This window comes from Rhizobium sp. P1_E6, from assembly GCF_056405875.1.
In genome coordinates this window covers 56,644-79,437 of the sequence record NZ_JBFUBG010000013.1, presented here as the reverse complement: position 1 = coordinate 79,437, position 22,794 = coordinate 56,644, and the positions used below count along the sequence as shown (strand labels likewise).

The window sequence follows — 22,794 nt, the reverse complement described above, 5'->3', positions numbered from 1 at the left end:
CTCGTTTCTCCCCCTCAAAGCCCGAAACGGCTCCACAATGCCCTCTCTTCCGCCGCTTCGACAAGCCCCGATGCAAGACCGGACGCCGCGCCTTCAAGCGAGACCGGCGAGACACCGGGAATGCGGCGGCCGAGCAGCCCGCGGGCGGCCGTGACGAGCTGCAGCTTCGTTTTCTGGCCGTAGCGTTTCTTCAGTTCCTGGCGCATGTCGCCGAGCCCGTCAACGAGGCCGAGCTCCAGGCCGCGCGTACCGCTCCAGAAGAGACCGGAGAAAACCGTCGCATCATCCGTCAGCTTGCCAGCGCGGCGCTCGCGCACCATGGAAATGAAGACCTGGTGGATTTCGAGCTGCAGGCTCTTCAGATATTCGATGTCCTTTTCCTTCTCCGGCTGGAAGGGATCGAGGATCACCTTGTTTTCGCCTGCCGTATAGACACGACGCTCGACACCGATCTTCTTCAGAAGTTCCGGAAAACCGAAGCCGCCCGAGACGACGCCGATCGAGCCAACGATGGAAGTCGGGTCGGCAATGATCTCATCGCCCGCCAGCGCAATCATATAGCCGCCAGAGGCCGCAACGTCCTCCACGAAGACCAGCACCTTCTTCTGCTTTTCGCGCGCTAGCTCGCGGATGCGCCCGAAGATGAGCCGCGACTGGACGGGCGAACCGCCCGGTGAATTGATGGAGATGGCAACGGCGGGCGTGTCCTTCATGGAAAAGGCCTTTTCCAGGACCGGCGCGACATTGGCGAGATTAAGGGTCGGACGGAACTGACCACCGCCGCTGATGATCGCGCCTTGCAGCCTGACGACGGGGATGACGATCCCATCCCTGCGAAACCGCTTCGGCATCAGCTTTCTCAAAAATCCAGCCATTTCTCTTCCTTAACATAATCGGCGGCGCCAGCATGCACATGCACATTACAAGGGCATTGCATGTATGCGCTGCAACGACAAACGCAATGGCTACGCTCCCAAAACATCGCCTCTCCACTTTCCTGTTGCGAATGACTTGCATTATCATTCTAATCAGTCATAGTGCCGGCATGGCAAACAGGTGAAAATGGCATGGACATCATAAATCCGAATGCAAAGGGCGGCTGGCGGAGCGAGCGCGGGGAAGCTTCACTCTCCGACGTCTACCGTACGGTTGGCACGGGGCCGCACAGCTCCAAATGGCGGCGCGCTGCCGCCTTCCTCGGCCCCGGTTACATGGTAGCGGTCGGCTACATGGACCCCGGCAACTGGGCGACCTCGCTCGCCGGCGGATCAAAGTTCGGTTATGCGCTTCTCACCGTCGCACTGCTTTCGAACATCATGGCCATCGTGCTGCAATCGCTCTGCGCGCGTCTTGCAATAGGCTCCGGCCGCGATCTGGCGCAGGCCTGCCGCGATGCGTATCCGAGCTATGTCGCCGTGCCGCTTTGGGCTTTTGCTGAAATCGCCATCATCGCAACCGATATTGCCGAGGTGATCGGCACGGCGATCGGCCTCAATTTGCTCTTCGGCATTCCGCTGGAAATCGGCGTGTTGATAACAGCGCTCGACGTGTTCGTCATCCTTCTCCTGCAGAGGCTCGGCTTCCGCTGGATCGAGGCCTTCATCATCACACTGCTCGGCGTCATCGCAGTCTGCTTTGCGATCCAGATCTTCCTTGCCGACCCGCAATGGGGCTCCGTCATCAGAGGCTTCCTGCCTACGCCCGAAGTCGTCACAAATCCGGAAATGCTCTATCTGGCGCTCGGTATTCTCGGCGCGACCGTGATGCCACACAACCTCTACCTTCACTCCGGCATCGTGCAGACACGCTCCTACGGCCATACCGTGCCTGAGAAGAAGGAAGCGCTGACCTTTGCGACCATCGACTCCACCGTGGCGCTCTGCTTCGCACTCCTGATCAACGCCTCCATCCTGATCCTTGCCGCAGCCGCCTTCAATGCCAACGGCAAGACGGATGTGGTGGAACTGGGCGAAGCGCATTCGCTGCTTTCGCCGCTGCTCGGCCTTGCGATTGCGCCCACGCTCTTCGGTATTGCGCTACTCTGCTGCGGCCTGAATTCCACGGTCACCGCCACGCTTGCCGGTCAGATCGTCATGGAAGGCTTCCTGAAGATTCGCCTGAAGCCGTGGGTACGGCGGTTGATCACTCGCGCCATCGCCATCGTCCCCGCCGCCTTCGTGACGATCTGGTATGGCGACCAGGGTACGGCTGAGCTGCTGATCCTCACCCAGGTGGTGCTCAGCCTGCAGCTTTCCTTCGCCGTCTTCCCGCTGGTGATGTTCACAGCCAGCAAGGCGAAGATGGGCGAACTAGTTGCCCCGAAGTGGCTCAGCGGCATTGCCTATGTGGTCGCTATCGTGATCGCCGGCCTGAACGTCAAGCTGCTCTTGGACTTCGTAACTGGCGGCTAGTTTCCCGGAATTGTTTTTGTTCTCGCGCAATTCCGAACGGAAAACCGCAGCACACTTTTCGTGGAACTGCTTTAAAGCCTGGCATAGGCCACGCGGCCATTGTTGAAATCATCGACGAGAGGGGAGAACTTGTGGCTCCCCTCTTCGTGCATGATGAGGGGCGCGCGCAGCGAAAGCCTTGCCCGCGAGCCCTTGATCGCCGTGACGAGAATGCGGACGGCATTCTCGCCTTCACGTGGATGAATGGCGGTGATCTCGATGCCGCCGAACCGCCTGCCGCAGGCGGCGATGATCTCGGCGATCGATTCCGGCCGGGCGATCAGCGACAGTTGTCCGCCCGGTACCATGATGGCACCGGCGGTGCGGATCCAGCTTTCGAACAAACCATCGGTCATGGCATGGGCCTCGGCCTTCAGCGCATCCGGAGTCCTGCGGTCGCCGGCATCGTTGAAAGGTGGGTTCATCATAACGTGATCGAAGCTCTCGTCGATCAGGCCGGCATCGTTACGTGCCTTGGCGGTCAGCGTCACGTCGGCTTCGACGACTGAGACGCGGCCGGTCATATGGGCATTGTCAGGCAGCTCGATGCTGCGGCGGGCGTAGCTTGCCATCTCCGCCGAGCGCTCGAAAAGCACAACCTCGGCCTTCGGAAGACGGGAGGCGACTGCAAGACCGGCCGCGCCTGCACCGGCGCCGAGATCAGCCACCTTTACGGGGCGATCATCGGCAACGAGGGCGGCCAGCAGCATCGCATCCATGCCGGCGCGATGTCCCCTGCCCCTGGGCTGGACGATATGGAAGAGGCCGCGATGGAAGGCATCTATGGTTTCGGTCGCCGCCTGCGTCATCTTTTCACTTCCGCTCGCGAAGTTCGTCGCCGAGACCGGCGTCGATCAGGATGCGGCGGGCTTGATCGGCCATCTTCTCGTCGACCAAAAGGCGGCGCGGCAGCATGCCGAGCGAGCCTTCCAGCACGCTCATGCCCTGATCGGCGATGAAGCACGCAATTCCCGCATCCTTCATGAGGCTCTCGGCAAAAGAGAGCAGAACGGGATCGTTTGCGCGGATAAGCTCATGCATTTGCCGTCATTTTCCCTTCCGAATTTGCTTGCAGCGACAATTCACCCCTTGCCGCCTCCATCGCCCCTTTCTATTGTCAAAGGCAACGAATGAACAGGAGTCCGGGTCGTTGGGCGTGGTCATACCGCTTGAAGAAAACAAAAACAAACTGGCTTCCATAAAGCCGCTGGTGGACCTCACCAAGACGGATATGGAGCGGGTGAACCAGCTTATCCTTTCTAAGGCCGGCTCCGATGTCCAGATGATCCCGGAGGTGGCAAACCATCTTATCTCCTCCGGCGGCAAGCGCCTTCGGCCAATGCTGACGCTCGCTACGGCCTCGCTCTTCGGCTACAAGGGCGAGAACCACATCAAGCTCGCCACATCAGTCGAGTTCATGCACACGGCAACGCTGCTGCACGACGATGTCGTGGACGAAAGCGACCTGCGCCGCGGAAAATCGACCGCCCGCACGATCTGGGGCAACCAGGCAAGCGTTCTCGTCGGCGACTTCCTGCTCGGCCAGGCCTTCCGCATGATGGTGGAAGTCGGCTCGCTGGAAGCGCTCGACGTGCTTTCTTCCGCGGCCTGCGTCATCGCCGAGGGCGAGGTGCTGCAGCTGTCCGTTGCCAAGAACATGGAAACGACTGAAGACGACTACCTCTCCGTCATCCGCGCCAAGACGGCAGCCCTCTTTGCGGCCGCTGCCGAAGTCGGACCGATCGTTGCCGAGACCAACAAGTCCGGCCGCAATGCGCTGAAATCCTACGGCATGAACCTCGGCCTCGCCTTCCAGCTCGTCGACGATGCGCTGGACTACGGCGGCAAGGCGGCCGATCTCGGCAAGAATGTCGGCGACGACTTCCGCGAGGGCAAGATCACCCTGCCCGTCATCCTCGCCTATCGCCGCGGCACGCAGGAAGAGCGCGCTTTCTGGCGCGATGCGATCGAAGGCGGCAACAGCAGCGATGCCAATCTGGAAAAGGCTCTCGGCCTGATCACCAAATACGGTACGCTCAACGACACGATCCAGCGTGCCGTCCATTACGGCACGATCGCCCGGGATGCGCTCGCACCGCTGCCGGACAGTGCCTGGAAATCGGCGCTGATGGAAGTCATCGACTTCTGCATCGAGCGCGTGAACTAAAGCGTGTCACGATATCCGGGATTTGCTTGACGTATGTCGTTATCGCAAAACCGCCGCGCCCTCTTGCGCGCGCGCTTTAATCAAACGTCCTTGAACGAGGGCTGAATTTCTTGCAGGGCCGCTTCAAAAAAGCCATCCTGTTATGAATCAGTGTTTGCAACTGATTTTGCGGTCGACGTGTTCAGCTGGCCGTCCCTGAAGAAAGGTTTTCTAATGCGGCAGAGATTTGTCACCCGTCTCCTTTCGAGCGCAGCCCTGGCGGCGGTCCTTTCGCTCGGCGGAATCGGCGGCGTGAACGCCGAAGACGCGGCCAAGGCGGATGATGCCGGCAAGACCGTGACCTTCGATCCGGACAGCGTTTCCACCTTCTCGGGTGCGTTCCTCGCTGCCCGCACGGCCGATGTGGATCACGACTATCCGACCGCGATCGAGCTCTACAAGAAAGCCTTGCAGATCGAGCCGGGCAATCCGGAAATCCGTCAGCGCCTGATGATCTCGCTGCTGCTCAACGGCGACATCAAGGATGGCGTGAAATATGCCAACGACCTGAAGGGTGACCCGACCGTCGAGCGCATCACCACGATCGTGCGCGGCATGGATGCGATGCGCCGCGGCGAATTCAAGACCGCGGAATCAATCCTGAAATATGACGGGCCGAACGATCTCGACCGCATGATGAACGACCTTTTGCTGGCCTGGGCACGCGTCGGCGCAGGCCGCGGCAAGGAAGGGCTCGCCATGGTCGAGAAGATGAAGGGGCCGGATTGGGTCCGCATCTTCCAGAATTACAATGCCGGCGCGATCGCAGTCGTCAATGGCGACGTCAAATCCGCCCGCCAGCACCTGAACGATGCCGTGCTTGACAAGGAAGGCGGCGCCACTGCGCCTGATACCTTCATGCGCGCCATCATGGCGCTCGCCCGCCTCGAAGCCTCGCAGGGCAACAAGCAGAAGGCGCTCGACGCCGTCTCGGTCGGCGATAACCTGCTGCCAAACTACGCACCGTTGAATGCCTTGCGCGACAGCATCGAGAAGGGCGAAAAGCAGGAACAGCAGGTCAAGAGCGCCGAAGAAGGTGCTGCCGGCGTGCTCTTCTCGGTCGGCGGTGCGCTGAACCGTGACGGCGCCGAAGACATCGTCTCGCTCTACCTGCAGACCGCCAACGCGCTTGATCCCAACAGCGCCGACACGCTGGTATTGCTCGGCGGCATTGCCGAAAAGCAGAGCCAGATGGACCGCGCCATCGCGCTTTATCAGAAAGTGCCGGCGAATTCTCCGATGCGCCGCATCTCCGAACTGCAGCTCGGCCTGGCGCTGGCCCAGGGCGGCAAGGTGGATGACGCCCGCAAGCATCTGCAAGCGCTGATCGTCTCCGACCCGAAGGATATCAGAAGCTATCTTGCCTATGGCAGCGTACTGTCCGACGCCAAGGACTATCAGGCGATGGCCGACAATTATGACAAGGCCGTCGAGGTGATTGGACCGCTGCCGGGCCGCGCCGACTGGAGCGTCTTCTTCCAGCGCGGCATCGCCTATGAGCGGCTGAAGAAGTGGGATCAGGCGGAGCCGAGCTTCCGCAAGGCGCTGGACCTTAATCCCAACCAGCCGCAGGTTCTGAACTATCTCGGCTATTCCTGGATCGACATGAACCGCAACCTCGACGAAGGTCTTGAGATGATCAAGAAGGCCGTCGAGCTGCGCCCTGACGACGGTTACATCATCGACTCGCTCGGCTGGGCCTATTTCCGCCTCAACCGCTTCGACGATGCTGTCGATGAGCTGGAGCGTGCCGCCCAGATCAAGGCAGGCGACGCGACGATCAACAACCATCTCGGCGACGCCTACTGGCGTGTCGGCCGCAAGCTCGAAGCCGTCTACCAGTGGAACCGCGCTCTCGCCTCCGAACCCGAGGAGGCCGAGATCCCGAAGATCAAGGAAAAGATCGCCAACGGCCTGCCGGCCCAGGATGACGACTCCAAGGCTGCTGACAAGAAGCAGCCGGACCCTCAGCCGGTGCCGCCGCCGCCGGTCGACAAGAAATCCTGAGGCCGCATGCCTGAAACGGGCATACTGCTTTCCGTAACAGGCGATTTCGCCGTTACCGAAGATGCCTGCGCAAAAATCAATCTGGCCCTGCATGTGACGGGCCAGAGGCCTGATGGCTATCATCTTCTCGAAATGCTGGTGACATTTGCGCGGTATGGCGACCGGCTGAACTTTGCGCTCGCAGACGCCGACGATTTTACGCTTTCCGGCCAGTTCGCCGATGCGCTGGCCGATGATCCCGGCACCAATCTCGTGCTGAAGGCGCGCGACCTGCTGCGGGAGGCGGCAGGCGGTGCTCCGCCCGTGCGCATCCATCTGGAGAAGAACCTGCCAGTCGCCTCCGGCATCGGTGGCGGTTCAGCCGATGCGGCAGCGACGCTGCGCGGGCTGATGCGCTTGTGGGATGTGGCGCTACCGGCCGAAATCATCGCCACCCTGGCGCTGAAACTTGGGGCCGACGTGCCGATGTGCCTGAAAAGCACGCCGCTGATCGCACGCGGTATCGGCGAAAAGATAGAGACGGCCGATGCCCTGCCCTCCTTCGCCATGGTGCTCGCCAATCCGCTGAAAGGCGTTTCCACACCCGAGATCTTCCGGCGGCTTGTCAGCAAGAATAATCCTCCGCTGGTCCTGATGAAGACGCCGCACTGGATGGAAGCCATACGGGCGACACGCAATGATCTTGAGCTGCCAGCACGGGAAATGGTTCCCGAAATCGCGGAGATTTCAGACATGCTCGCGGCAGAAGGCGCGCTTTTCACCCGCATGTCCGGCTCTGGCGCGACCTGCTTCGGCATCTTCGAGACACCCGTTGCTGCGCTGCGCGCCGCTGAGCATCTTCACGCGGCCCGCCCGGACTGGTATTTCCAGTCGACGGAGACTTTCGCAGGAGGTGCATGATGGCAGGCCTGGACGAAAAACGAGCTTTTGTACCCCTCGGCATTGCGGTTCTGACCGTTTCGGATACGCGCACGCTGGCTGACGACAAATCCGGCGATACGCTGGTGGCACGGATTGCGGAAGCCGGGCATCAATTGGTCGACCGCGATATCGTGCCTGACGACCGCGAGAGGATCACCGCACGCGTACGCGCCTGGACTGAAGCCAAGGAGATCGACGTCGTCATCACCACGGGCGGGACCGGCTTCACCGGTCGCGACGTGACGCCCGACGCGCTGGAACCGCTCTTCGAAAAGCGGATGGACGGGTTTTCGGCCGTGTTCCATCGTATTTCCTACGACAAGATCGGCACTTCGACGATCCAGTCGCGCGCCACGGCAGGTGTCGCCAATGCCACCTTCATCTTCGTGCTGCCGGGCTCGCCGGGTGCCTGCAAGGACGCGTGGGACGGCATCTTGAAGGCGCAGCTCGACTACCGGCAGATGCCCTGCAATTTCGTGGAGATCATGCCGCGTCTGGGCGAGCACCTGAAGCGCGGCGCGACGAAATAGACCGGCTACAAGTGCGGCATTCCCTATGTCGCAAGGCCCGGCAGGGTGGGCATCGTTTCCCAGCTGTCACCAGACAGCARCACGCAGCTTATGCCGTGAACATCCGTGACGACGAGCGTCCAGGTGCCGCTTTCGGCGGCATATACCTCAAGAACGGCGTTCTGGTCGATCAATCCGACGGCCGTGAGCTTTTCAGCAAAATTGCTGTTCAGGAAATTGACGATCTCGGATCGGCCTGCGCAACTGCGCATCATCTGCGATGCTGCCGGATGCGGGTGCGCGATCACCAACATCGTCAACATGACCGCCAGCAGGCCGTGGACCATATCGCGTAGCATGACGCACCTCCTTTCGCCGGGAACCCGGCAGAAGAGGAGATTTTCGCTGACCTGTTCCGCCGTTCACCGGCATCCATGGCCATCCGTTACGAAGCGAGGCGCTTCGGCGGCGCCATAGCCAAATTATAGCGCGAAACCCTATTGGGCGCCATCTTTTCGCAATGTCGAGGAATACAGCAGCTACCGCGCAGCGCGGGCGACCCACGAGGGAATCAATTCGCTGGAGAGCCGGTGCGGCTTCTGTGCCTTGACGAATTCGGTAAGGCGCATGCCGCTCGTTGCGGCTGAAATGGCAAGTTTCTTCGGAATGAGCAGGCCGAGTTCCAGTGGCGGCCTAACACGACCGACTCGCTGGAAGAAGGGGCGGCGATAGCCGCGCGAGGCGGTAAAGCGTGCGGGGACCTTGTTCAACGCCACATATTCCGAGACCTCATCGATCCACCCCGCTTGCGGCCTCGCACCCGGCTCGACGAAGAGCAGCCATTCGCCGCGGGCTGAACGGATGATATCCTTGATATCCCACTGCGAATGGAAACGGCAGCCGGCTGCATCCGCCACCCGCGAGGTGCCGTCGCGCGAGCCGTGATCGAGCACGACCACATCGCTGACGAGGCCTTCCACGGCGCCTGCCACCAATGCCGATAGAGTCTGGGCCAGCTCAGGTTCCTGATCCTGGCATTCAAGAACGACGGTCAACATTGCCTGTTTATAGAGCGCCGCACAAAATTTTGCCAGCGCGACTTTCCCCATTTTGTTCTTGTATTGTTCACGTTTTGCGGATAGGAATTTAATCATCAAAACGAGCGGGATCGAGCGTTTTCCGCCGCTGGAGAATCCGATGAGACCAGAGTCCCTTGCAGGGCAGGACGCATTTGCGCCTGCCAATACGGCAGATATTGCCGACGCGATGATCGCGACCTCCGGGCTGCGCATCGAGGTTGACCGACGGCGCGGTCGTGGCGCGGGATTGAACCCCAGCGGCCGCTTCGAGCCCATGCAGCGCGAGACCTTCGACGACGGCTGGCAGAGCCTGGAAGAACTGCCGCCCTTCAGGACCGAAGTGCAGATCGAAAAGCCACGCACCGCTATCACCCGCAATGAGTCTCCCGATCTTTCCTTTGACCGATCGATCAACCCCTACCGGGGCTGCGAGCATGGCTGTATCTACTGCTTTGCCCGACCGACGCATGCTTATATGGGTCTTTCGGCAGGGCTGGATTTCGAAAGCAAGCTCTTCGCCAAGCCGGATGCGCCGAAGCTTCTGGAGCGCGAACTCGCCAAGCCGGGCTATAAGGTCCGCGTCATCGCGATCGGCACCAATACCGACCCGTATCAGCCGATAGAGAAGGAATGGCGCGTCATGCGGCAGCTCCTCGAAGTGCTGAACAAGGCCAATCATCCCGTGGCGATCGTCACCAAGTCGGCGATGATCCTGCGCGACCTCGATATCCTCACGGAGATGGCGGCAAAGAACCTCGTTCGTGTCGGCATTTCGGTGACGACGCTCGACCGCAAGCTTGCGCGCCTTATGGAGCCGCGGGCATCGACACCGACGCGCAGGCTGGAGGCGATCCGTATGCTTTCCGAAGCTGGCGTGCGCACGTCAGTGATGGCCGCGCCGGTCATCCCCGCGCTCAACGACCACGAGCTGGAACGCATCCTCGATGCCGCCAAGGCGGCGGGTGCTGAAGAAGCGAGCTATGTGCTGCTGCGGCTGCCGCTCGAGGTGAGCCCGCTGTTCCGTGACTGGCTGCTGCAGAATTACCCTGATCGTTATCGCCATGTCATGTCACTGGTGCGCTCGATGCGCGGCGGCAAGGATTATGACGCAGAGTTCGGCAAGCGCATGAAGGGTGCGGGACCCTATGCCTGGCAGATCGCCCGCCGTTTCGAGATGGCGGCAAAGCGGCTTGGGCTGACCCGTCGAAGCCTTGCTCTGCGCGACGACTTGTTTGTGCCGCCCAATGGCAGCGGCGTGCAGCTTTCGCTGCTCTGACTGATTGTTTTCACGCAATTCCGGACGCGAAACCGCTGCGCACTTTTGCTGGAATTGCTTATGAGCTTGCGTAAGGCGTGAAGGAAGACCTGCCCTGCGTCTTCTGCCTTGCGCAATTCCCGCGGATGGCCCTGACCGCACCATCCGCCGGACCGCCCCCGGCCGTCGCCGCCCTGATCCGGGGGCTTGCAGGAAATCGGGTTGGCGTGCGAGGTTCAACCGCATGAAACGTCGCACGTCACCCGATTCTCCTCTGCTCTTTGAAGAGGTCCCCCTCGTGCCGGATTTCCGGCTTGAGTTGAAAGCCCGCAAGGCTGGCCACTGGCCTGTCGCGGGCGCAGATGAGGCCGGACGCGGACCGCTTGCCGGACCTGTCGTTGCTGCAGCCGTGATCCTCGATCCCAAGCGTATCCCCGAGGGGCTTAACGATTCCAAGCAGCTTTCGGCGCAGCGGCGCGAGGAGTTGTTCGTCCAAATTCTTGCGACCGCAACAGTCTCCATCGCCTCCTCCAGCTCCACACGCATCGACGAAACCGATATCCGCAAGGCAAGCCTTGACGCCATGCGCCGCGCGATCTGCGGCCTTGCCATACAGGCAGGTTATGTGCTGACGGATGGGCTGGATGTGCCGACAGGGCTCGACTGCCCTGGGCAGGCCGTGGTGAAGGGTGACGCGCGATCCGTTTCGATCGCGGCCGCCTCCATCGTGGCAAAGGTTACGCGCGACCGAATGATGGCGCGGGCGCATCTGGTGTTTCCCGAATATGGTTTTGCCGCTCATGTCGGATATGGCACGGCGCAGCATCGTTCCGGCATCGAGAAGCACGGGCCGTGCACCCTACACCGACTGAGCTTCCGGCCACTCCGCAAGGACGGCGTCGTGGGAGACGTGAATGGGGGAATGCTGGAGGAGTAAACTCCAGTGCGATATCCGCCTCGTCTTTGCGAACCACAGGGGGCGGGACACCATTTGCATCATATAGAGCGTTTCTGAGGTAGGTTCCTACGGAGCGGCTCTCTTTGCGGCGCGGCGCAGCCATTATAAGCTCACACATCACGCCAATCACGCAGCATCTGCCAAAAACAAAAAGCCCCACCGAAGCGGGGCTTTCCAATCCTATCAGAGCTGTAGCTCAGTTCAGACGAGTTTTCACTTCGCCGACGGCCTGACCGAAAAGCTCGGACTGAACCTTGCCATCAGCCTGTTTGCCGATAACGGATTCAGCGGCTGCGATGGCGAGATCGACTGCAGCAGAGCGAACAGCCTTCATTGCGTCGGCTTCGGCCTGCTTGATCTTCTGCTCGGAAAGAGCCGTGCGATTGGCGACGAATTCTTCCGTTTTCTTCTTCGCTTCAGCGGTCAGCATTTCGGCTTCGCGCTCGGCAGCTGCCACGATGTGCGCGGCTTCAGCTTCGGCTTCCTTGCGCTTGCGCTGGTATTCGGCGAGCAGGTGCTGGGCTTCCTCGCGCAGACGCTTGGCTTCAGCCAGCTCGTTGCGGATCTGGTCGGCGCGATCGTCAAGCGACTTCGCCATCAAGCCCGGAACCTTCAGGTAAACAATCAGCGCCAGGAAGAGAACGAGGCCAACGAAGGCGAAGAAAGTTGCATCAAAAGCAAATTCCATCGATCAAGCCTCCTTCTTGACTGCTGCAACGGCAGCAGTGACATCAGACTGGGCAACCGAGCCGCCGATGAGCTGCTCGACAACAGCTGCTGCGGTTTCTTCGGCGATGGCACCGACATCGGCAAAGGCCTTTGTCTTCACGTCGGCGATACGGGCTTCGGCGGCCTTCAGCTTTTCGGTCAGGCTTGCTTCGACCGCGCGACGATCGCCCTCAGCCTTTACCTTGGCAGCATCGCGAGCGGCAGTGCCGATCGAGTTTGCCTTGGAACGGGCAGCGGCGAGTTCGCCTTCATAGGTTGCGACTGCGGCATCAGCTTCCGCCTTCAGGCGGCCGGCTTCTTCGACATCCTGCGAGATGCGGTTGTGACGCTGCTCGAGGATGGCACCGATGCGCGGTGCGATGACCTTTTGCATGAGCAGGTAGAAAATGACGAACGTGATCACCAGCCAGAGAAGCTGTGATGCATAGGTCGACGTATCGAAAGGCGGGAAAGGTCCGCGTGCGTGGCCGCCTTCGGCGACGCCAGTCTCGGTATGGACCTCGCCGGCAGCCGGAGCGGCATGCGCATCCGTCGCGGTTCCCGCCGGTGCCTCTTCAGCGTAGGCCGGGGTCACAAAGTACATGCTCACCTCCAGGTGTACTGCAAATGCAAAGGATCACGGCTCGCTGTTCGCAGGCCGTGATCCATCAATCCACCGATATTAAACGGCGAAGAGGAGGAGAAGAGCGACGAGCAGCGAGAAGATGCCCAGAGCTTCCGTAACGGCGAAGCCGAATACCAGACGGCCGAACTGGCTGTCAGCGGCAGACGGATTGCGCAGAGCGCCGGAGAGGTAGCTGCCGAAGATGTTGCCGAGGCCAAGAGCCGTACCGGCCATACCAAAGCAAGCCAGACCTGCACCGATGAACTTTGCTGCTTCCGCGTCCATGTTGAACTCCTTTAAATGGTTGTTGCGGCGAATGACTGACGCCCTTTGACGTCGATGTCGTTATCCTTAGTGCCCGCCCGGATGGATCGCGTCATTGAGGTACATGCAAGTCAGCACCGCAAAGACGTAAGCCTGAAGGAAGGCGACGAGGAACTCGAGACCGGTCAGGGCGACGGTCATGATGAGAGGAAGTACGGCTCCACCGACACCGACTGCACCGAGGGCTCCAAGCGAGGCGACAAAGCCTGCGAACACCTTCAATGTGATGTGACCAGCGAGCATGTTTGCGAAAAGACGAACAGAGAGCGAAATCGGGCGGGACAGGAAGGAAATGATTTCGATCGAGACGACCAGCGGCAACAAAATGCCCGGCACGCCCGAGGGCACGAAAACATTGAAGAAGTGGAAGCCGTGCTTATAGAAGCCGTAGACGAGAACCGTGCCGATGACGAGGATCGCCAGCGCAAAGGTGACGATGATCTGGCTGGTAATCGTGAAGAAATACGGGAACATGCCGAGCAGGTTTGCCGTCAACACGAACATGAAGAGCGAGAAGACCAGCGGGAAGAACTTCATTCCCTTGGTGCCTGCGCCTTCCTTCAGCATGCCGGCGATGAACTCATAGGACATTTCGGCGAGCGACTGCGAACGGCCCGGAACAATGGCGCGATTCGTGGTCGAGAAATAAAGGAAGCCAGCAGCGACGGCAGCCGAAGCCACCATGAAGAGAGATGCGTTGGTGAACGAGAAATCAATCCCGCCGATCTCGATCGGCACAATCTTGAAGATCTGGAACTGATGAGTCGGATCGTTTGACACCGGTTGCTCTCTCTCTTTGGCCCGCCCGAGAGGCGGAAATTGCACTGGGCCAGACGGCCCTATTTATCAGCGTTTTGGCGATCAAGGGGTTGGGCAACCTTCCCCGCAGCGCGCAAAACATTCAAAACGCCGGCACAGAATCCAAGAAGCAGAAGAACAATCAACCCCCAAGGCGTCGTGCCAACAAAATGGTCGAAGAGATAGCCGAGCACAGCACCGACAACGATGGCGGAAATGAATTCGCTGGAGAGTTTCATCGCCTGGGCATAACCTTTACGGCTCTGCTCGGCGCTCGCCTCTCTTGCCTCTTCTTTCCTGTCATCGACACGCTTGGAGGCGAGTTCCGCTCCCAGCTGCCGACGGCGCTGCTCAAGACTTTCTTCGCGGTCATCCGCCATCGTGCTCTCCTCCGCTCCCGTCGCCCGCAATCCCGCTACCCCGGTTTTCCGGACCACGGACGCAAAGGTTAAAGAACCTTCCGGCCCGTTCTGAAGTCGCGCGCAACATAGTTTTAGGGATTAGCATAGTCAAGGCGTAGAGAGCTTGTGTCCAGCCATAAAATAACCAAAAGAAATCAAAGCCTTAAACGGAATTTTGTCACTCTGAGCCGATTTCACCGAAAGAATCCGTCTTCGAACGGCGCCGGACGGCAAAAAATCGGCAATCAGCGGCCGTTTTGCCTCAACTCCAGCCACCGCCATAGGTGCGATAGAAGACATGCATGCCGATGCGGCCGACTTTTTCCATGCTTCCGGCCCAATTCGGCCGGACGTAGACAGCATGATAATGCGTGGCCGAACCGACCTGCGGCAGCCAGATCCTGCCGGYGGTTACGGCCATCGCCACATCGCGGGCGACGCGCCAGTGATACTGCGAATTCACACGGTCCTTGATGCTGTCGCAGGCGAAGGAAAACTGGCAGCGGTTGCGCCAATCTTCGTTCTGATAGACGACGCCGCAGATGGTCTTGGGATAGGCCGGGTTACGGACGCGGTTGAGGATGACCTGCGCGACAGCCGCCTGCCCTTTCACGGATTCACCGCGCGCCTCGAAATAGATGCCTGAAGCCAGGCATTGCTGCTCGCCGGCAGAAAAGACACCGGGCGGCAGGACGCTCGCGGCCCAGGCATGGTCCTTCGGGCCGATCTGCGGCACGAAACGGCCTTCATCCGTGTCGGTCAGGATCGAATCGAAGGGCGACTGGCGGGAATAATCCGGCGCTGCAGGCGCATAGGCCGTCGCCAGCACATCCGCCTTGTTGCTGGTCACGAGGCTTGCCAGCATGGCCGGCATGGCATTGTCCTGCTGCGGAACCGGCTCCTTCTTATAGAAGGCCGTGGCGATTTCGATTTCCTTGCCCATGATCTTGGGCTTCACGAAAGCGGATTTGTCCTTGAGATCGAAGTCCGGGCGGAAGAGAAGCTTGGTGCGCTGAAGGATAGAGCCAGCCGAGAAATCCTTCGGCGGCTGCATCTTTTCCACGGCGACGACACGCCCCTTCTTGGCATTGCGATTGACTCGATCCTCGTCCGGGGTCTCCTCATTGCCCTTCTCACCAGCAACGAAGGCAACCTTGCGGCCGTCGGGCAGCACCATGCCGGCACCGGCTGCGATCGAGCCGGTAGCAGCGGGATCAGCAAAGGCAAGTTCAGCCTGGTGGATTGAGCCAGCCGGCGAATTGGTCAGAACCATGCGCCAGCTTTCGCCGTCATTGTCGAGACCGGCGAGCATAGTGGCAAGATCGGCGTGAGAAGCAACGCTCGGGAAGATCAGCCATCCGGCCATGCCGAAAATCGCTGGAGAGACCCAGTTCTGGGGCAAGAGACGCAGCTTGCTGCGGGAGCGGCCATTTCGACGCAACGCGGACTCCAGGCATGGGACGCAGGAACAGTCCCAAGAAAATCTCGCATTAACCTTGATAGCTGGTTAACGAGCCATGCCGGAATATGCCCATGAGGATTTTCGCATGTTCTAATGCGGCTGATATTTTCGTGAGATGGACCACCTCACCCGGGTGCTTCCCATGCCGGTCACAGAAATCGGAGAGGGCAAGATGGCGCCCTCTCCTTCCGTCCCATCAAATAATGACGTGCGAACCCAATTCCACCACGCGGTTGGCCGGCAGGCGGAAGTAGTCGGAGGGGTTGGCGGCAGCGTTGGCGAGCGCGATGTAAAGGCGGTCCTGCCAGTATGGCATGCCGGACTTGGCATCGGGCACCAGCTTGCGGCGGCCGAGATAGAAGGACGTCGTCATAATGTCGAACTTCAGGCCCGTCTTGCGCAATGCCGCCAGCGCCTGCGAGACATTCTGCGATTCCATGAAGCCGAAGAGCAGTTCTACACGCGAGAAACGCTCGGAGATCTGCTCGACCTTGTAGCGCTCCTGCGGCGAGACACGCGGTTTGTTGACCGTGCGGATCGTCAGGATGACGTTGCGGTCATGGAGCACGTGATTGTGCTTGAGATTGTGCAGCAATGCGGCGGGTGCGGAATCCGGATCGCTGGTCAGGAAGATCGCGGTGCCCGGAACATGGGCCGGCGAATGCTCGCTCTTGCGCTCGATGGAGCTGACGAAGGAGGCAAGCGGAATATCCGTATGACGGGTCTTTTCCGTCAGGATCGCCGTGCCGCGACGCCAGGTCCACATGATGACGGTGAAAGCGGTCGCAATCATGATCGGGATGTAGCCGCCATCATGGATCTTCAGGAGGTTGGCGCCCAAGAAGATCAGCTCGAGAATGACCAGCGGCAGCAGCGCGATGATGGCAACCGGAAGCGACCAGTTCCAACGGACGCGGACGAATTCGAAGGCCATGATTGAAGTGACGACCATCGCGCCGGTGACCGAGATGCCGTAGGCGGTCGCCAGAGAATCCGAGGTCTTGAAGCCGAGCACGAGGAAGATGACGCCGAAGAACAGCACCGCGTTGACCGAAGGCACGAAGATCTGCCCGGTATTGGTCTCAGACGTGAAGAGAATTTCCATGCGCGGCAGGAAGCCGAGGTTGATTCCCTGACGTACGAGCGAGAAGGCGCCGGTGATGACGGCTTGGCTGGCGATGATCGTCGCGCAGGTCGCGAGGATGACCACCGGCAGTAGCGCCCACTTCGGATACATGAGGTAGAAGGGATCGGACATCGTCATCGGATTGCCCAGAACAAGCGCGCCCTGCCCCAAATAGTTCAGCGTCAGCGACGGGAAGACCAGCGCGAACCATGCCCACTGGATCGGGCGGCGGCCGAAGTGGCCGAGATCTGCATAGAGGGCTTCCGCGCCGGTGACGGTCAGGAAGACGGCACCGAGAACGACGACGCCATAGAAACCCTCGTGTAGCAGGAAGCTGATTGCATAATAGGGGTTGAAGGCGGCGAGGATGCCGTAGTCATCGGAGATATGAGCGATACCGGCGGCGGCCATGACGAGGAACCAAAGCGCCGTGATGGGGCCGAAGAATCGCGCGACCGCCCCCGTGCCATGCGACTGCACGACGAAGAGCAGTGCCAGAATTGCTACCGATATGGGCACGATATATTCCGACAGCTGCGGCGTGACGAGCTTGATACCTTCGACCGCTGACAGAACCGAGAGCGCCGGGGTGATCATGGCGTCGCCAAGAAAGAKCGCCGCGCCCATGAGGCCGAGCAGCATCAAGAGCGCGGTGTGGCCATTGGCGGTTTTCATCAGCAGGGCGAGCAGCGACAGCGTGCCGCCTTCGCCGTCGTTGTCGGCGCGCAACAGGAAGAGCACGTATTTGATGGTGACGATGATGGTCAGCGCCCAGATCATCAGGGAAATGAGGCTGATCACCTCGAAACGGGTAAGACCATCATGAGCAACCGGCTTCAGCGCTTCGCGGAACGCGTAAAGCGGGCTCGTGCCGATATCCCCGTAAACGACACCTACGGAGCCTAGCGCGAGATAAAAGAGCTTGCGCGGCGTGAGGTTGCGTTCTTGAGAATGGCTTTCTTCAGACATGAAGCAATTACAGGCTCCTCAGAGCCAGCCTTTCCAGCGGAAAAAGAAGAAGGGAATGACGGCGGAGATCACCATAAGGCCCAGCGAGTAAGGATAACCCGCGGTCAGGTGCAACTCCGGCATGAACTCGAAATTCATGCCGTAGATGGAGGCGACCAGCGTCGGCGGCAAGAACACGACAGAAGCGATCGAAAAAATCTTGATGATGGCGTTCTGCTCAATGTTGATGAGGCCGAGCGAGGCGTCGAGCAGGAAGGTGATGTTGCCGGCGACGAAGGAAGCATGTTCCGAAAGGGACTGGATATCGCGCGAAACGGTGCGGCAGAGTTCCTTGGTCTCCTGGTCGTGCTGCACGGCAGGGATCGTGTAGAAGAAGGTGAGAAGGCGCGAGAGCGAACCGAGACTGTCGCGCAGCTTGCTGATCATCCGGTGATGGCCGGCAATGTCCTTCAGTTTCTCTTCGAGGTAGTTCGAGGGCTTGCGCACCTTCTTGGCACGGTCGCCGAAGACGTGGACCGACAGGATATCCAGCCGGGAAATCGAGACTTCCAGCACTTCTGCCGTACGGTCGACAATCGTTTCCAGCAGCTTGGCAAGAAGGGCCGCGCCGCTGCGCCATTGCTCGGGTATGCGATGCAGGGCGGCGATGAAGAGCGCGAAGGATTTCGGATGGGCGTAACGGATGGTTACCAGCTTGCCGCCCGCGAGAATGAAGGCCACATCCGTCAGGGTCGGGGCTTCCGTTTCCGCTTTCCATATCAGCGAAGCGGTCATGTAGACGGCATTATTTTCGACGTAGAGGCGTGCCGACGGCTCGATTGCCCTGAGATCGTCCCTGGTCGGCACTTCGATGCCAAGGATCTTTTCGACATGGAGTTCCTCCTCGCGAGTCGGCTCGATCATGTCGATCCATACCACATCCGCCGGAAACTCCGGAGGGTTCGCCAGATCACGAAGCTCGACMGACTTGCAGTTGGAACAGTATGCGGTAATCACAGTCCGCATCTCCGGCGCCATATAGGCGCGAGCAGGGATACGCCCGGGGCGCTCGTCATCGACCGTAACGGAAGCGGATAAAGAAAGTTCATACAACTCCGGCCATATCCGGCCTTTCCGGCCGGGTTGCTCCACCGCATCGCAGTCACCAATCCTTCGATCGACAAGTCAACTCTGAACATGCAGAGAGGCCGGAACCTTCATCGACAGGCGGCCACCATAGAGCATTCGCAGACGCGCCATCATGACGCCGGCGGCATATGAAGCAAAGCCTGAAAATAATCAAGACATCTTACGTGAACGGCGCCTATTCATCTCATTTCGCCCACAATTTGAGGTGACCGGCTTGTGATTCGCACTATTCGAAGATGATCGCAGGTGCGGCGCGCAGCGGTTTTTCGCCGACCTGTTCCCAGACCTTGGCGGCGATAGCACGGTAGATTCCGGCCACGATGCCGTTCGGATCGGAGGCAACGAGCGGCGTTCCGGCATCCGAAGTCTCACGGATGTTCATCGTCAGCGGCACTTCGCCGAGGAAGGGCACGCCGATGCGCTCGGCTTCCTTGCGTGCACCGCCGTGGCCGAAGATATCGTAGCGCGTGCCGGTATCTGGTGCGACGAAATAGCTCATGTTCTCGACGATGCCTAGAACCGGCACTTCGACCTTGCGGAACATGTTGAGGCCCTTGCGGGCATCGATCAGCGCCAGATCCTGCGGCGTGGAGACAATCACGGCGCCGGCGAGCGGCACCTGCTGGGCCATGGTGAGCTGGGCATCGCCGGTGCCGGGCGGCATGTCGACGACGAGAACGTCAAGCTCACCCCAGGCGACTTCTCGCAGCATCTGCAGCAGCGCCGACTGAACCATCGGCCCGCGCCAGATCATCGCGGTTTCCTCATCGACGAGGAAGCCCATGGACATGACCTTGAGGCCGTAATTTTCCATCGGATTGATGATGCGGCCATCGATCTGCGTCGGGCGGCCGGATATCTTCAGGAGGCGCGGCATGGAAGGGCCGTAGATATCGGCATCGAGGATGCCGACGCGCAAACCATTCGCAAGGAGGCCGAGTGCCAGATTGACCGCAGTTGTCGACTTGCCGACGCCGCCCTTGCCCGATGCGACGGCGATAATGGAGCCGATGCCGGGAACGCCGATCTTGGCCGTGCGCGGCGGCTGTTGCTGGGGGGCATGGGAGTGGCCGTGATGGCTATGGTCAGCCTGCGGTGCGGGGCGCGCTGCAGGTGCATTTGCGGCGGCCTTCTTGTCTGCCGTCAGCGCCACAAGCGCACCTTTCACACCCGGCATTTCCTTGATGACACGCTCGGCGGCGAGCCGCAGCGGCTCCAGCTCCTTGGCGCGTTCGGCCGGCACGGTGATGGAGAAATAGACCTTGCCGTCGGAAATGAAGACGTCGGAGATCATGCCGAGTTCGACAATATTGTGCTCCAGATCCGGCCCGCGCACGGTCTTCAGCGTTTCCAGAACCTGTTCCTTGGTGACCTCGGTCATACCACCCTCACTGCTTTTCCTTGTCAGTAAATAGTGGAGGCCGGCAGCTTCGCCAAACAAAATCGAGTGGCAGGCACATCTCATATTTAAGGAAAGGCAACGGGTTCTCTCTCCGTTGCGGCCACCAAGTCCGCCGGGCTTTCGCCCTGATGGCCGCAACGGCTCCCCGAGAACCGGCGCAATTCGGGGCGAAGTAGAGCAAGCGGAAAAAAACGCCAGAAAAAATCGAAAGAAATCGTCCGGTTTCGGAACAGCGGCTAAAGGCGGTTGCCTAAACGCAACAACCGCCGCCAACATCGTAGAGCCGGGAGAAAAGCGGCAACGACATCAGACGGCGGCGTGTCGGTCGCACCATTGAACTGGCGCTGTTAAAGTCCCCTCTGGACCTCTGCAGGTAATGATGCACGAAGCATGCCAACTGCGGAATCCGGTGATAAAGATGATAATTGTCAGTCCGGGACCGCCTGCAAAGGGAATGGCGCTCACATATTGAGCACGATGGCAGCTACTGACGTTATTTTAGGCCGGCATGCCTACTAATCCGGAGCCACTAATGGAGCTACTTGATAAGGCCGATGCGCAGCGCCTTGGCGACCGCCTGCGTGCGGTTGACCGTATCAAGCTTCTTGGTAGCGCGGTTCAGATAGTGATTGACCGTGTGTTCCGAGAGTTCGAGGATTTCGGCTATCTCGGCGCTCGTCTTTCCTGCTGCGGTCCAGTTGAGGCAATCGATCTCGCGGTCGGTCAGTGTATCGGTCATGCGCGTATCGAGATTGCGGATCTCGGCGAGCCGGTCGAAGACGTGGATGGCGATGTAGCTGAGTTCGCGCATCTCGGCAGGCGTATAAGGTTCGCGATCGCCGGCGAAGGAGACCGCGCCGCGCGCGCCAGACGGTTCGTGGGTCGGAAAATAGGCGCAGCGCATCATCTTGAAGCGTTCGAAAAGGGTTGCCACGAGGCCCGACTTACCGTCGTCGCGCGGCCAGTTGGCCCGTGCCGTGTCGTGGAAGAAAGGTAAGGTCGAGGTGCGCAGCCGTCGCAGGACCGGACTGTTCATCATCAGTCCCTCCTGATCATAGATGGACAGCAGTTCGGCCGGCCAGCTCGTGATGATCGTATTGCCCTGGAGGTCGAAGGAGGTGATCGGGGGCAGGTTCAGAACCATGAAGGCCCGGCCCCGATAGGCCTCCGTCACCCGCTTCATGAAGCGGAAGATGTCGAACTGCGTCTTTAGACTGGCGACCTCCTGGACATAGGCGTCTTCCACCGAAGTTTGCGGTAAGCTTGCCATCAGATTTTTTCGCCTTCGAACCGGGCTTTGGGTAAACCGCTGGCAGCCTGTTTGGGAGGTCAGGTACAGGGTGGGTTACACAACGCCCGTCAGATCAATAGGATCAGCCTCGGCGCGCAGCGCGGTCGGCCGGTGATTTGTCGATGATTTCGCGGACGACCCCAGTTGGCGTGATTCGCCGTCAAATCTCAATAACGCACTCATCATAAGCATGCTATGTATACGACGTCCAGCAATTGCCCGGGGTCAAATCGGTTTCAACGCCTCGGCCCGAGGCGGATGCGCATTTCGTCTATGATTTTCCGTGCTGTCACCTGAACCGGAACGGCCCATTCGTGAAGAAGTTCCATCGACAGGCGGTAAGCTGGACCGGTGACAGAAACCCCACCGATGAAGGAGCCGTCGTCCGACCAGATGGGAGCGGCGACACAGCAGATACCCGCCTCATGCTCCTCCCGGTCGAAAGCATGACCGGCTGAGGCGATTTCGCCGATCTCTACCAGCAGGGTTTCAGCGTTCACATGCGTCGCCGGAGTGAAGCGGGTGAAGCGCAGGCTCGGAAGCAATTCGCGGAGTTTGTCTGATGGCAGAATTGAAAGGGCAGCTTTGCCGACACCGGTGCAATAGCAGGGCGAAGCATTGCCGATCTGTGAATACATGCGCACCGGCTGGTGCCCTTCGACCTTGTCGAGGTAGATGATGGAGGAGCCGCGCAGCACGCCGAGATGGACGGTCTCACCGGTCCTCCGATGGAGGGCGGCGAGATGCGGCGCGGCAATCAGGCGGAATTCGTTGCGCGCCCAGCTTCGTGAGGCAAAGTCGAGCAACCGCAGGCCGGGCGCATAACGCCCCTCGGCATCGAGCTCGAGAAGTCCCTCCTCCAAGAGATGACCGAGCTGGCGGTGCAGTGTGCCGCGCGGCTGGTTGGCAAGCGCGAGGATATCGGTGAAGCGCAAGGGAGCATCGGCATGGGTGACGAGATCGAGCAGCACCATCAGCTTGCCGAGCGTGCCGGTGTCACGCGGCGTGCCGGTGTCGCGCAACATGCTTTCGTCATCTGCCTGCGCCATGCTGTCGCCGCTTGATATCATCGCCTTTCCCGCCCTTGACAGGAACGGCAGCCTAATCGGATAATTCCATATAGTCAAATTAAGTTCCAAATAATGGAATTCACAGCATGCCGGGAGGAGAAACGG

23 protein-coding genes are annotated in these 22,794 nt (G+C 60.0%); 7 read left to right on the top strand and 16 right to left on the bottom strand.

Going from position 1 to position 22,794, the window contains the following annotated elements:
* Nucleotides 1–14: 14 nt before the first annotated feature.
* Entirely contained in the window at nucleotides 15–875 is an 861-nt protein-coding gene (locus tag AC1D35_RS09915) for a S49 family peptidase (RefSeq protein WP_113308202.1), read from the bottom strand.
* A gap of 192 nt (nucleotides 876–1,067) precedes the next feature.
* Between AC1D35_RS09915 and AC1D35_RS09910 the strand changes: the two genes are divergently transcribed.
* Nucleotides 1,068–2,411: an Nramp family divalent metal transporter gene (locus AC1D35_RS09910; protein ID WP_113308201.1), complete on the top strand. Its 1,344-nt coding sequence runs from the start codon at nucleotides 1,068–1,070 to the stop codon at nucleotides 2,409–2,411.
* Nucleotides 2,412–2,482: 71 nt separating this feature from the next.
* On the opposite strand, the gene AC1D35_RS09905 is transcribed toward AC1D35_RS09910, so the two are convergent.
* Nucleotides 2,483–3,259, bottom strand: coding sequence for a methyltransferase (locus AC1D35_RS09905; protein ID WP_113308200.1), 777 nt, complete (start codon nucleotides 3,257–3,259; stop codon nucleotides 2,483–2,485).
* Between the two features lie 4 nt (nucleotides 3,260–3,263).
* Nucleotides 3,264–3,491: a putative signal transducing protein gene (locus AC1D35_RS09900; protein WP_113295166.1), complete on the bottom strand. Its 228-nt coding sequence runs from the start codon at nucleotides 3,489–3,491 to the stop codon at nucleotides 3,264–3,266.
* Nucleotides 3,492–3,600: 109 nt separating this feature from the next.
* On the opposite strand from AC1D35_RS09900, the gene AC1D35_RS09895 reads away from it, so the two are divergent.
* From AC1D35_RS09895 to moaB, 4 genes are all read left to right on the top strand, one after another.
* Nucleotides 3,601–4,617 carry a polyprenyl synthetase family protein gene (locus tag AC1D35_RS09895; protein WP_113295165.1) on the top strand — a complete coding sequence of 339 codons (1,017 nt, stop codon included), beginning with the start codon at nucleotides 3,601–3,603 and terminating at the stop codon, nucleotides 4,615–4,617.
* A 213-nt stretch (nucleotides 4,618–4,830) separates the two neighbouring features.
* Nucleotides 4,831–6,663 (top strand): tetratricopeptide repeat protein, encoded by a 1,833-nt coding sequence (locus AC1D35_RS09890; protein WP_113308199.1) that lies wholly within the window; start codon nucleotides 4,831–4,833, stop codon nucleotides 6,661–6,663.
* 6 nt (nucleotides 6,664–6,669) lie between these two features.
* Nucleotides 6,670–7,563: a 4-(cytidine 5'-diphospho)-2-C-methyl-D-erythritol kinase gene (locus AC1D35_RS09885; RefSeq protein WP_113308198.1), complete on the top strand. Its 894-nt coding sequence runs from the start codon at nucleotides 6,670–6,672 to the stop codon at nucleotides 7,561–7,563.
* Complete coding sequence (gene moaB / locus AC1D35_RS09880; RefSeq protein WP_113308197.1) at nucleotides 7,563–8,114, top strand: molybdenum cofactor biosynthesis protein B; 552 nt, start codon at nucleotides 7,563–7,565, stop codon at nucleotides 8,112–8,114. The genes AC1D35_RS09885 and moaB overlap by 1 nt, the downstream gene beginning before the upstream one ends.
* A gap of 23 nt (nucleotides 8,115–8,137) precedes the next feature.
* On the opposite strand, the gene AC1D35_RS09875 is transcribed toward moaB, so the two are convergent.
* Together AC1D35_RS09875 and AC1D35_RS09870 are read right to left on the bottom strand one after the other, a co-directional pair.
* Nucleotides 8,138–8,452, bottom strand: coding sequence for a hypothetical protein (locus AC1D35_RS09875; RefSeq protein ID WP_113308196.1), 315 nt, complete (start codon nucleotides 8,450–8,452; stop codon nucleotides 8,138–8,140).
* Nucleotides 8,453–8,632: 180 nt separating this feature from the next.
* Nucleotides 8,633–9,151, bottom strand: coding sequence for a glycosyltransferase family protein (locus tag AC1D35_RS09870; RefSeq protein WP_113308195.1), 519 nt, complete (start codon nucleotides 9,149–9,151; stop codon nucleotides 8,633–8,635).
* Between the two features lie 139 nt (nucleotides 9,152–9,290).
* On the opposite strand from AC1D35_RS09870, the gene AC1D35_RS09865 reads away from it, so the two are divergent.
* Together AC1D35_RS09865 and AC1D35_RS09860 are read left to right on the top strand one after the other, a co-directional pair.
* A complete protein-coding gene (locus tag AC1D35_RS09865) occupies nucleotides 9,291–10,448 on the top strand; it encodes a PA0069 family radical SAM protein (protein WP_113308194.1) in 1,158 nt (385 codons plus the stop codon).
* A gap of 223 nt (nucleotides 10,449–10,671) precedes the next feature.
* Nucleotides 10,672–11,364, top strand: a complete 693-nt coding sequence (locus tag AC1D35_RS09860; protein WP_113308193.1) for a ribonuclease HII — start codon at nucleotides 10,672–10,674, stop codon at nucleotides 11,362–11,364.
* A 217-nt stretch (nucleotides 11,365–11,581) separates the two neighbouring features.
* Here AC1D35_RS09860 and AC1D35_RS09855 read toward each other — a convergent pair whose 3' ends face one another.
* From AC1D35_RS09855 to AC1D35_RS09805, 11 genes are all read right to left on the bottom strand, one after another.
* Entirely contained in the window at nucleotides 11,582–12,073 is a 492-nt protein-coding gene (locus AC1D35_RS09855; protein WP_113308192.1) for a F0F1 ATP synthase subunit B, read from the bottom strand.
* 3 nt (nucleotides 12,074–12,076) lie between these two features.
* Entirely contained in the window at nucleotides 12,077–12,697 is a 621-nt protein-coding gene (locus AC1D35_RS09850) for a F0F1 ATP synthase subunit B (protein ID WP_113308191.1), read from the bottom strand.
* Nucleotides 12,698–12,775: 78 nt separating this feature from the next.
* Complete coding sequence (locus tag AC1D35_RS09845) at nucleotides 12,776–13,003, bottom strand: F0F1 ATP synthase subunit C (RefSeq protein ID WP_015338972.1); 228 nt, start codon at nucleotides 13,001–13,003, stop codon at nucleotides 12,776–12,778.
* A 66-nt stretch (nucleotides 13,004–13,069) separates the two neighbouring features.
* Complete coding sequence (locus AC1D35_RS09840; protein ID WP_113295156.1) at nucleotides 13,070–13,822, bottom strand: F0F1 ATP synthase subunit A; 753 nt, start codon at nucleotides 13,820–13,822, stop codon at nucleotides 13,070–13,072.
* A 59-nt stretch (nucleotides 13,823–13,881) separates the two neighbouring features.
* The gene (locus AC1D35_RS09835; protein ID WP_113295155.1) at nucleotides 13,882–14,220 is read right to left on the bottom strand and encodes an AtpZ/AtpI family protein; all 339 of its coding nucleotides are present in this window, start codon (nucleotides 14,218–14,220) and stop codon (nucleotides 13,882–13,884) included.
* Between the two features lie 283 nt (nucleotides 14,221–14,503).
* Nucleotides 14,504–15,682, bottom strand: coding sequence for a cell wall hydrolase (locus AC1D35_RS09830; RefSeq protein WP_477938558.1), 1,179 nt, complete (start codon nucleotides 15,680–15,682; stop codon nucleotides 14,504–14,506).
* Nucleotides 15,683–15,899: 217 nt separating this feature from the next.
* Nucleotides 15,900–17,798 (bottom strand): potassium transporter Kup, encoded by a 1,899-nt coding sequence (locus tag AC1D35_RS09825; protein WP_477938557.1) that lies wholly within the window; start codon nucleotides 17,796–17,798, stop codon nucleotides 15,900–15,902.
* Between the two features lie 18 nt (nucleotides 17,799–17,816).
* Nucleotides 17,817–18,794: a magnesium transporter CorA family protein gene (locus AC1D35_RS09820; protein WP_113295179.1), complete on the bottom strand. Its 978-nt coding sequence runs from the start codon at nucleotides 18,792–18,794 to the stop codon at nucleotides 17,817–17,819.
* Between the two features lie 358 nt (nucleotides 18,795–19,152).
* Entirely contained in the window at nucleotides 19,153–20,307 is a 1,155-nt protein-coding gene (locus AC1D35_RS09815; RefSeq protein WP_113308189.1) for an Mrp/NBP35 family ATP-binding protein, read from the bottom strand.
* A 559-nt stretch (nucleotides 20,308–20,866) separates the two neighbouring features.
* A complete protein-coding gene (locus AC1D35_RS09810; protein WP_113308188.1) occupies nucleotides 20,867–21,598 on the bottom strand; it encodes a helix-turn-helix transcriptional regulator in 732 nt (243 codons plus the stop codon).
* Nucleotides 21,599–21,855: 257 nt separating this feature from the next.
* Nucleotides 21,856–22,668, bottom strand: coding sequence for an IclR family transcriptional regulator (locus AC1D35_RS09805; protein WP_113308208.1), 813 nt, complete (start codon nucleotides 22,666–22,668; stop codon nucleotides 21,856–21,858).
* Between the last annotated feature and the right edge of the window lie 126 nt (nucleotides 22,669–22,794).

Excerpts from the sequence above, each read along its gene's own strand:
- AC1D35_RS09865 (WP_113308194.1), top strand. The coding sequence starts at position 9,291 with ATGAGACCAGAGTCCCTTGCAGGGCAGGACGCATTTGCGCCTGCCAAT.
- AC1D35_RS09850 (WP_113308191.1), bottom strand. The coding sequence starts at position 12,697 with ATGTACTTTGTGACCCCGGCCTACGCTGAAGAGGCACCGGCGGGAACC.
- AC1D35_RS09870 (WP_113308195.1), bottom strand. The coding sequence starts at position 9,151 with ATGTTGACCGTCGTTCTTGAATGCCAGGATCAGGAACCTGAGCTGGCC.
- AC1D35_RS09835 (WP_113295155.1), bottom strand. The coding sequence starts at position 14,220 with ATGGCGGATGACCGCGAAGAAAGTCTTGAGCAGCGCCGTCGGCAGCTG.
- AC1D35_RS09885 (WP_113308198.1), top strand. The coding sequence starts at position 6,670 with ATGCCTGAAACGGGCATACTGCTTTCCGTAACAGGCGATTTCGCCGTT.
- AC1D35_RS09910 (WP_113308201.1), top strand. The coding sequence starts at position 1,068 with ATGGACATCATAAATCCGAATGCAAAGGGCGGCTGGCGGAGCGAGCGC.
- AC1D35_RS09915 (WP_113308202.1), bottom strand. The coding sequence starts at position 875 with ATGGCTGGATTTTTGAGAAAGCTGATGCCGAAGCGGTTTCGCAGGGAT.
- moaB (WP_113308197.1), top strand. The coding sequence starts at position 7,563 with ATGGCAGGCCTGGACGAAAAACGAGCTTTTGTACCCCTCGGCATTGCG.
- AC1D35_RS09855 (WP_113308192.1), bottom strand. The coding sequence starts at position 12,073 with ATGGAATTTGCTTTTGATGCAACTTTCTTCGCCTTCGTTGGCCTCGTT.
- AC1D35_RS09845 (WP_015338972.1), bottom strand. The coding sequence starts at position 13,003 with ATGGACGCGGAAGCAGCAAAGTTCATCGGTGCAGGTCTGGCTTGCTTT.
- AC1D35_RS09805 (WP_113308208.1), bottom strand. The coding sequence starts at position 22,668 with ATGGCGCAGGCAGATGACGAAAGCATGTTGCGCGACACCGGCACGCCG.
- AC1D35_RS09815 (WP_113308189.1), bottom strand. The coding sequence starts at position 20,307 with ATGACCGAGGTCACCAAGGAACAGGTTCTGGAAACGCTGAAGACCGTG.
- AC1D35_RS09810 (WP_113308188.1), bottom strand. The coding sequence starts at position 21,598 with ATGGCAAGCTTACCGCAAACTTCGGTGGAAGACGCCTATGTCCAGGAG.
- AC1D35_RS09890 (WP_113308199.1), top strand. The coding sequence starts at position 4,831 with ATGCGGCAGAGATTTGTCACCCGTCTCCTTTCGAGCGCAGCCCTGGCG.
- AC1D35_RS09860 (WP_113308193.1), top strand. The coding sequence starts at position 10,672 with ATGAAACGTCGCACGTCACCCGATTCTCCTCTGCTCTTTGAAGAGGTC.
- AC1D35_RS09900 (WP_113295166.1), bottom strand. The coding sequence starts at position 3,491 with ATGCATGAGCTTATCCGCGCAAACGATCCCGTTCTGCTCTCTTTTGCC.
- AC1D35_RS09905 (WP_113308200.1), bottom strand. The coding sequence starts at position 3,259 with ATGACGCAGGCGGCGACCGAAACCATAGATGCCTTCCATCGCGGCCTC.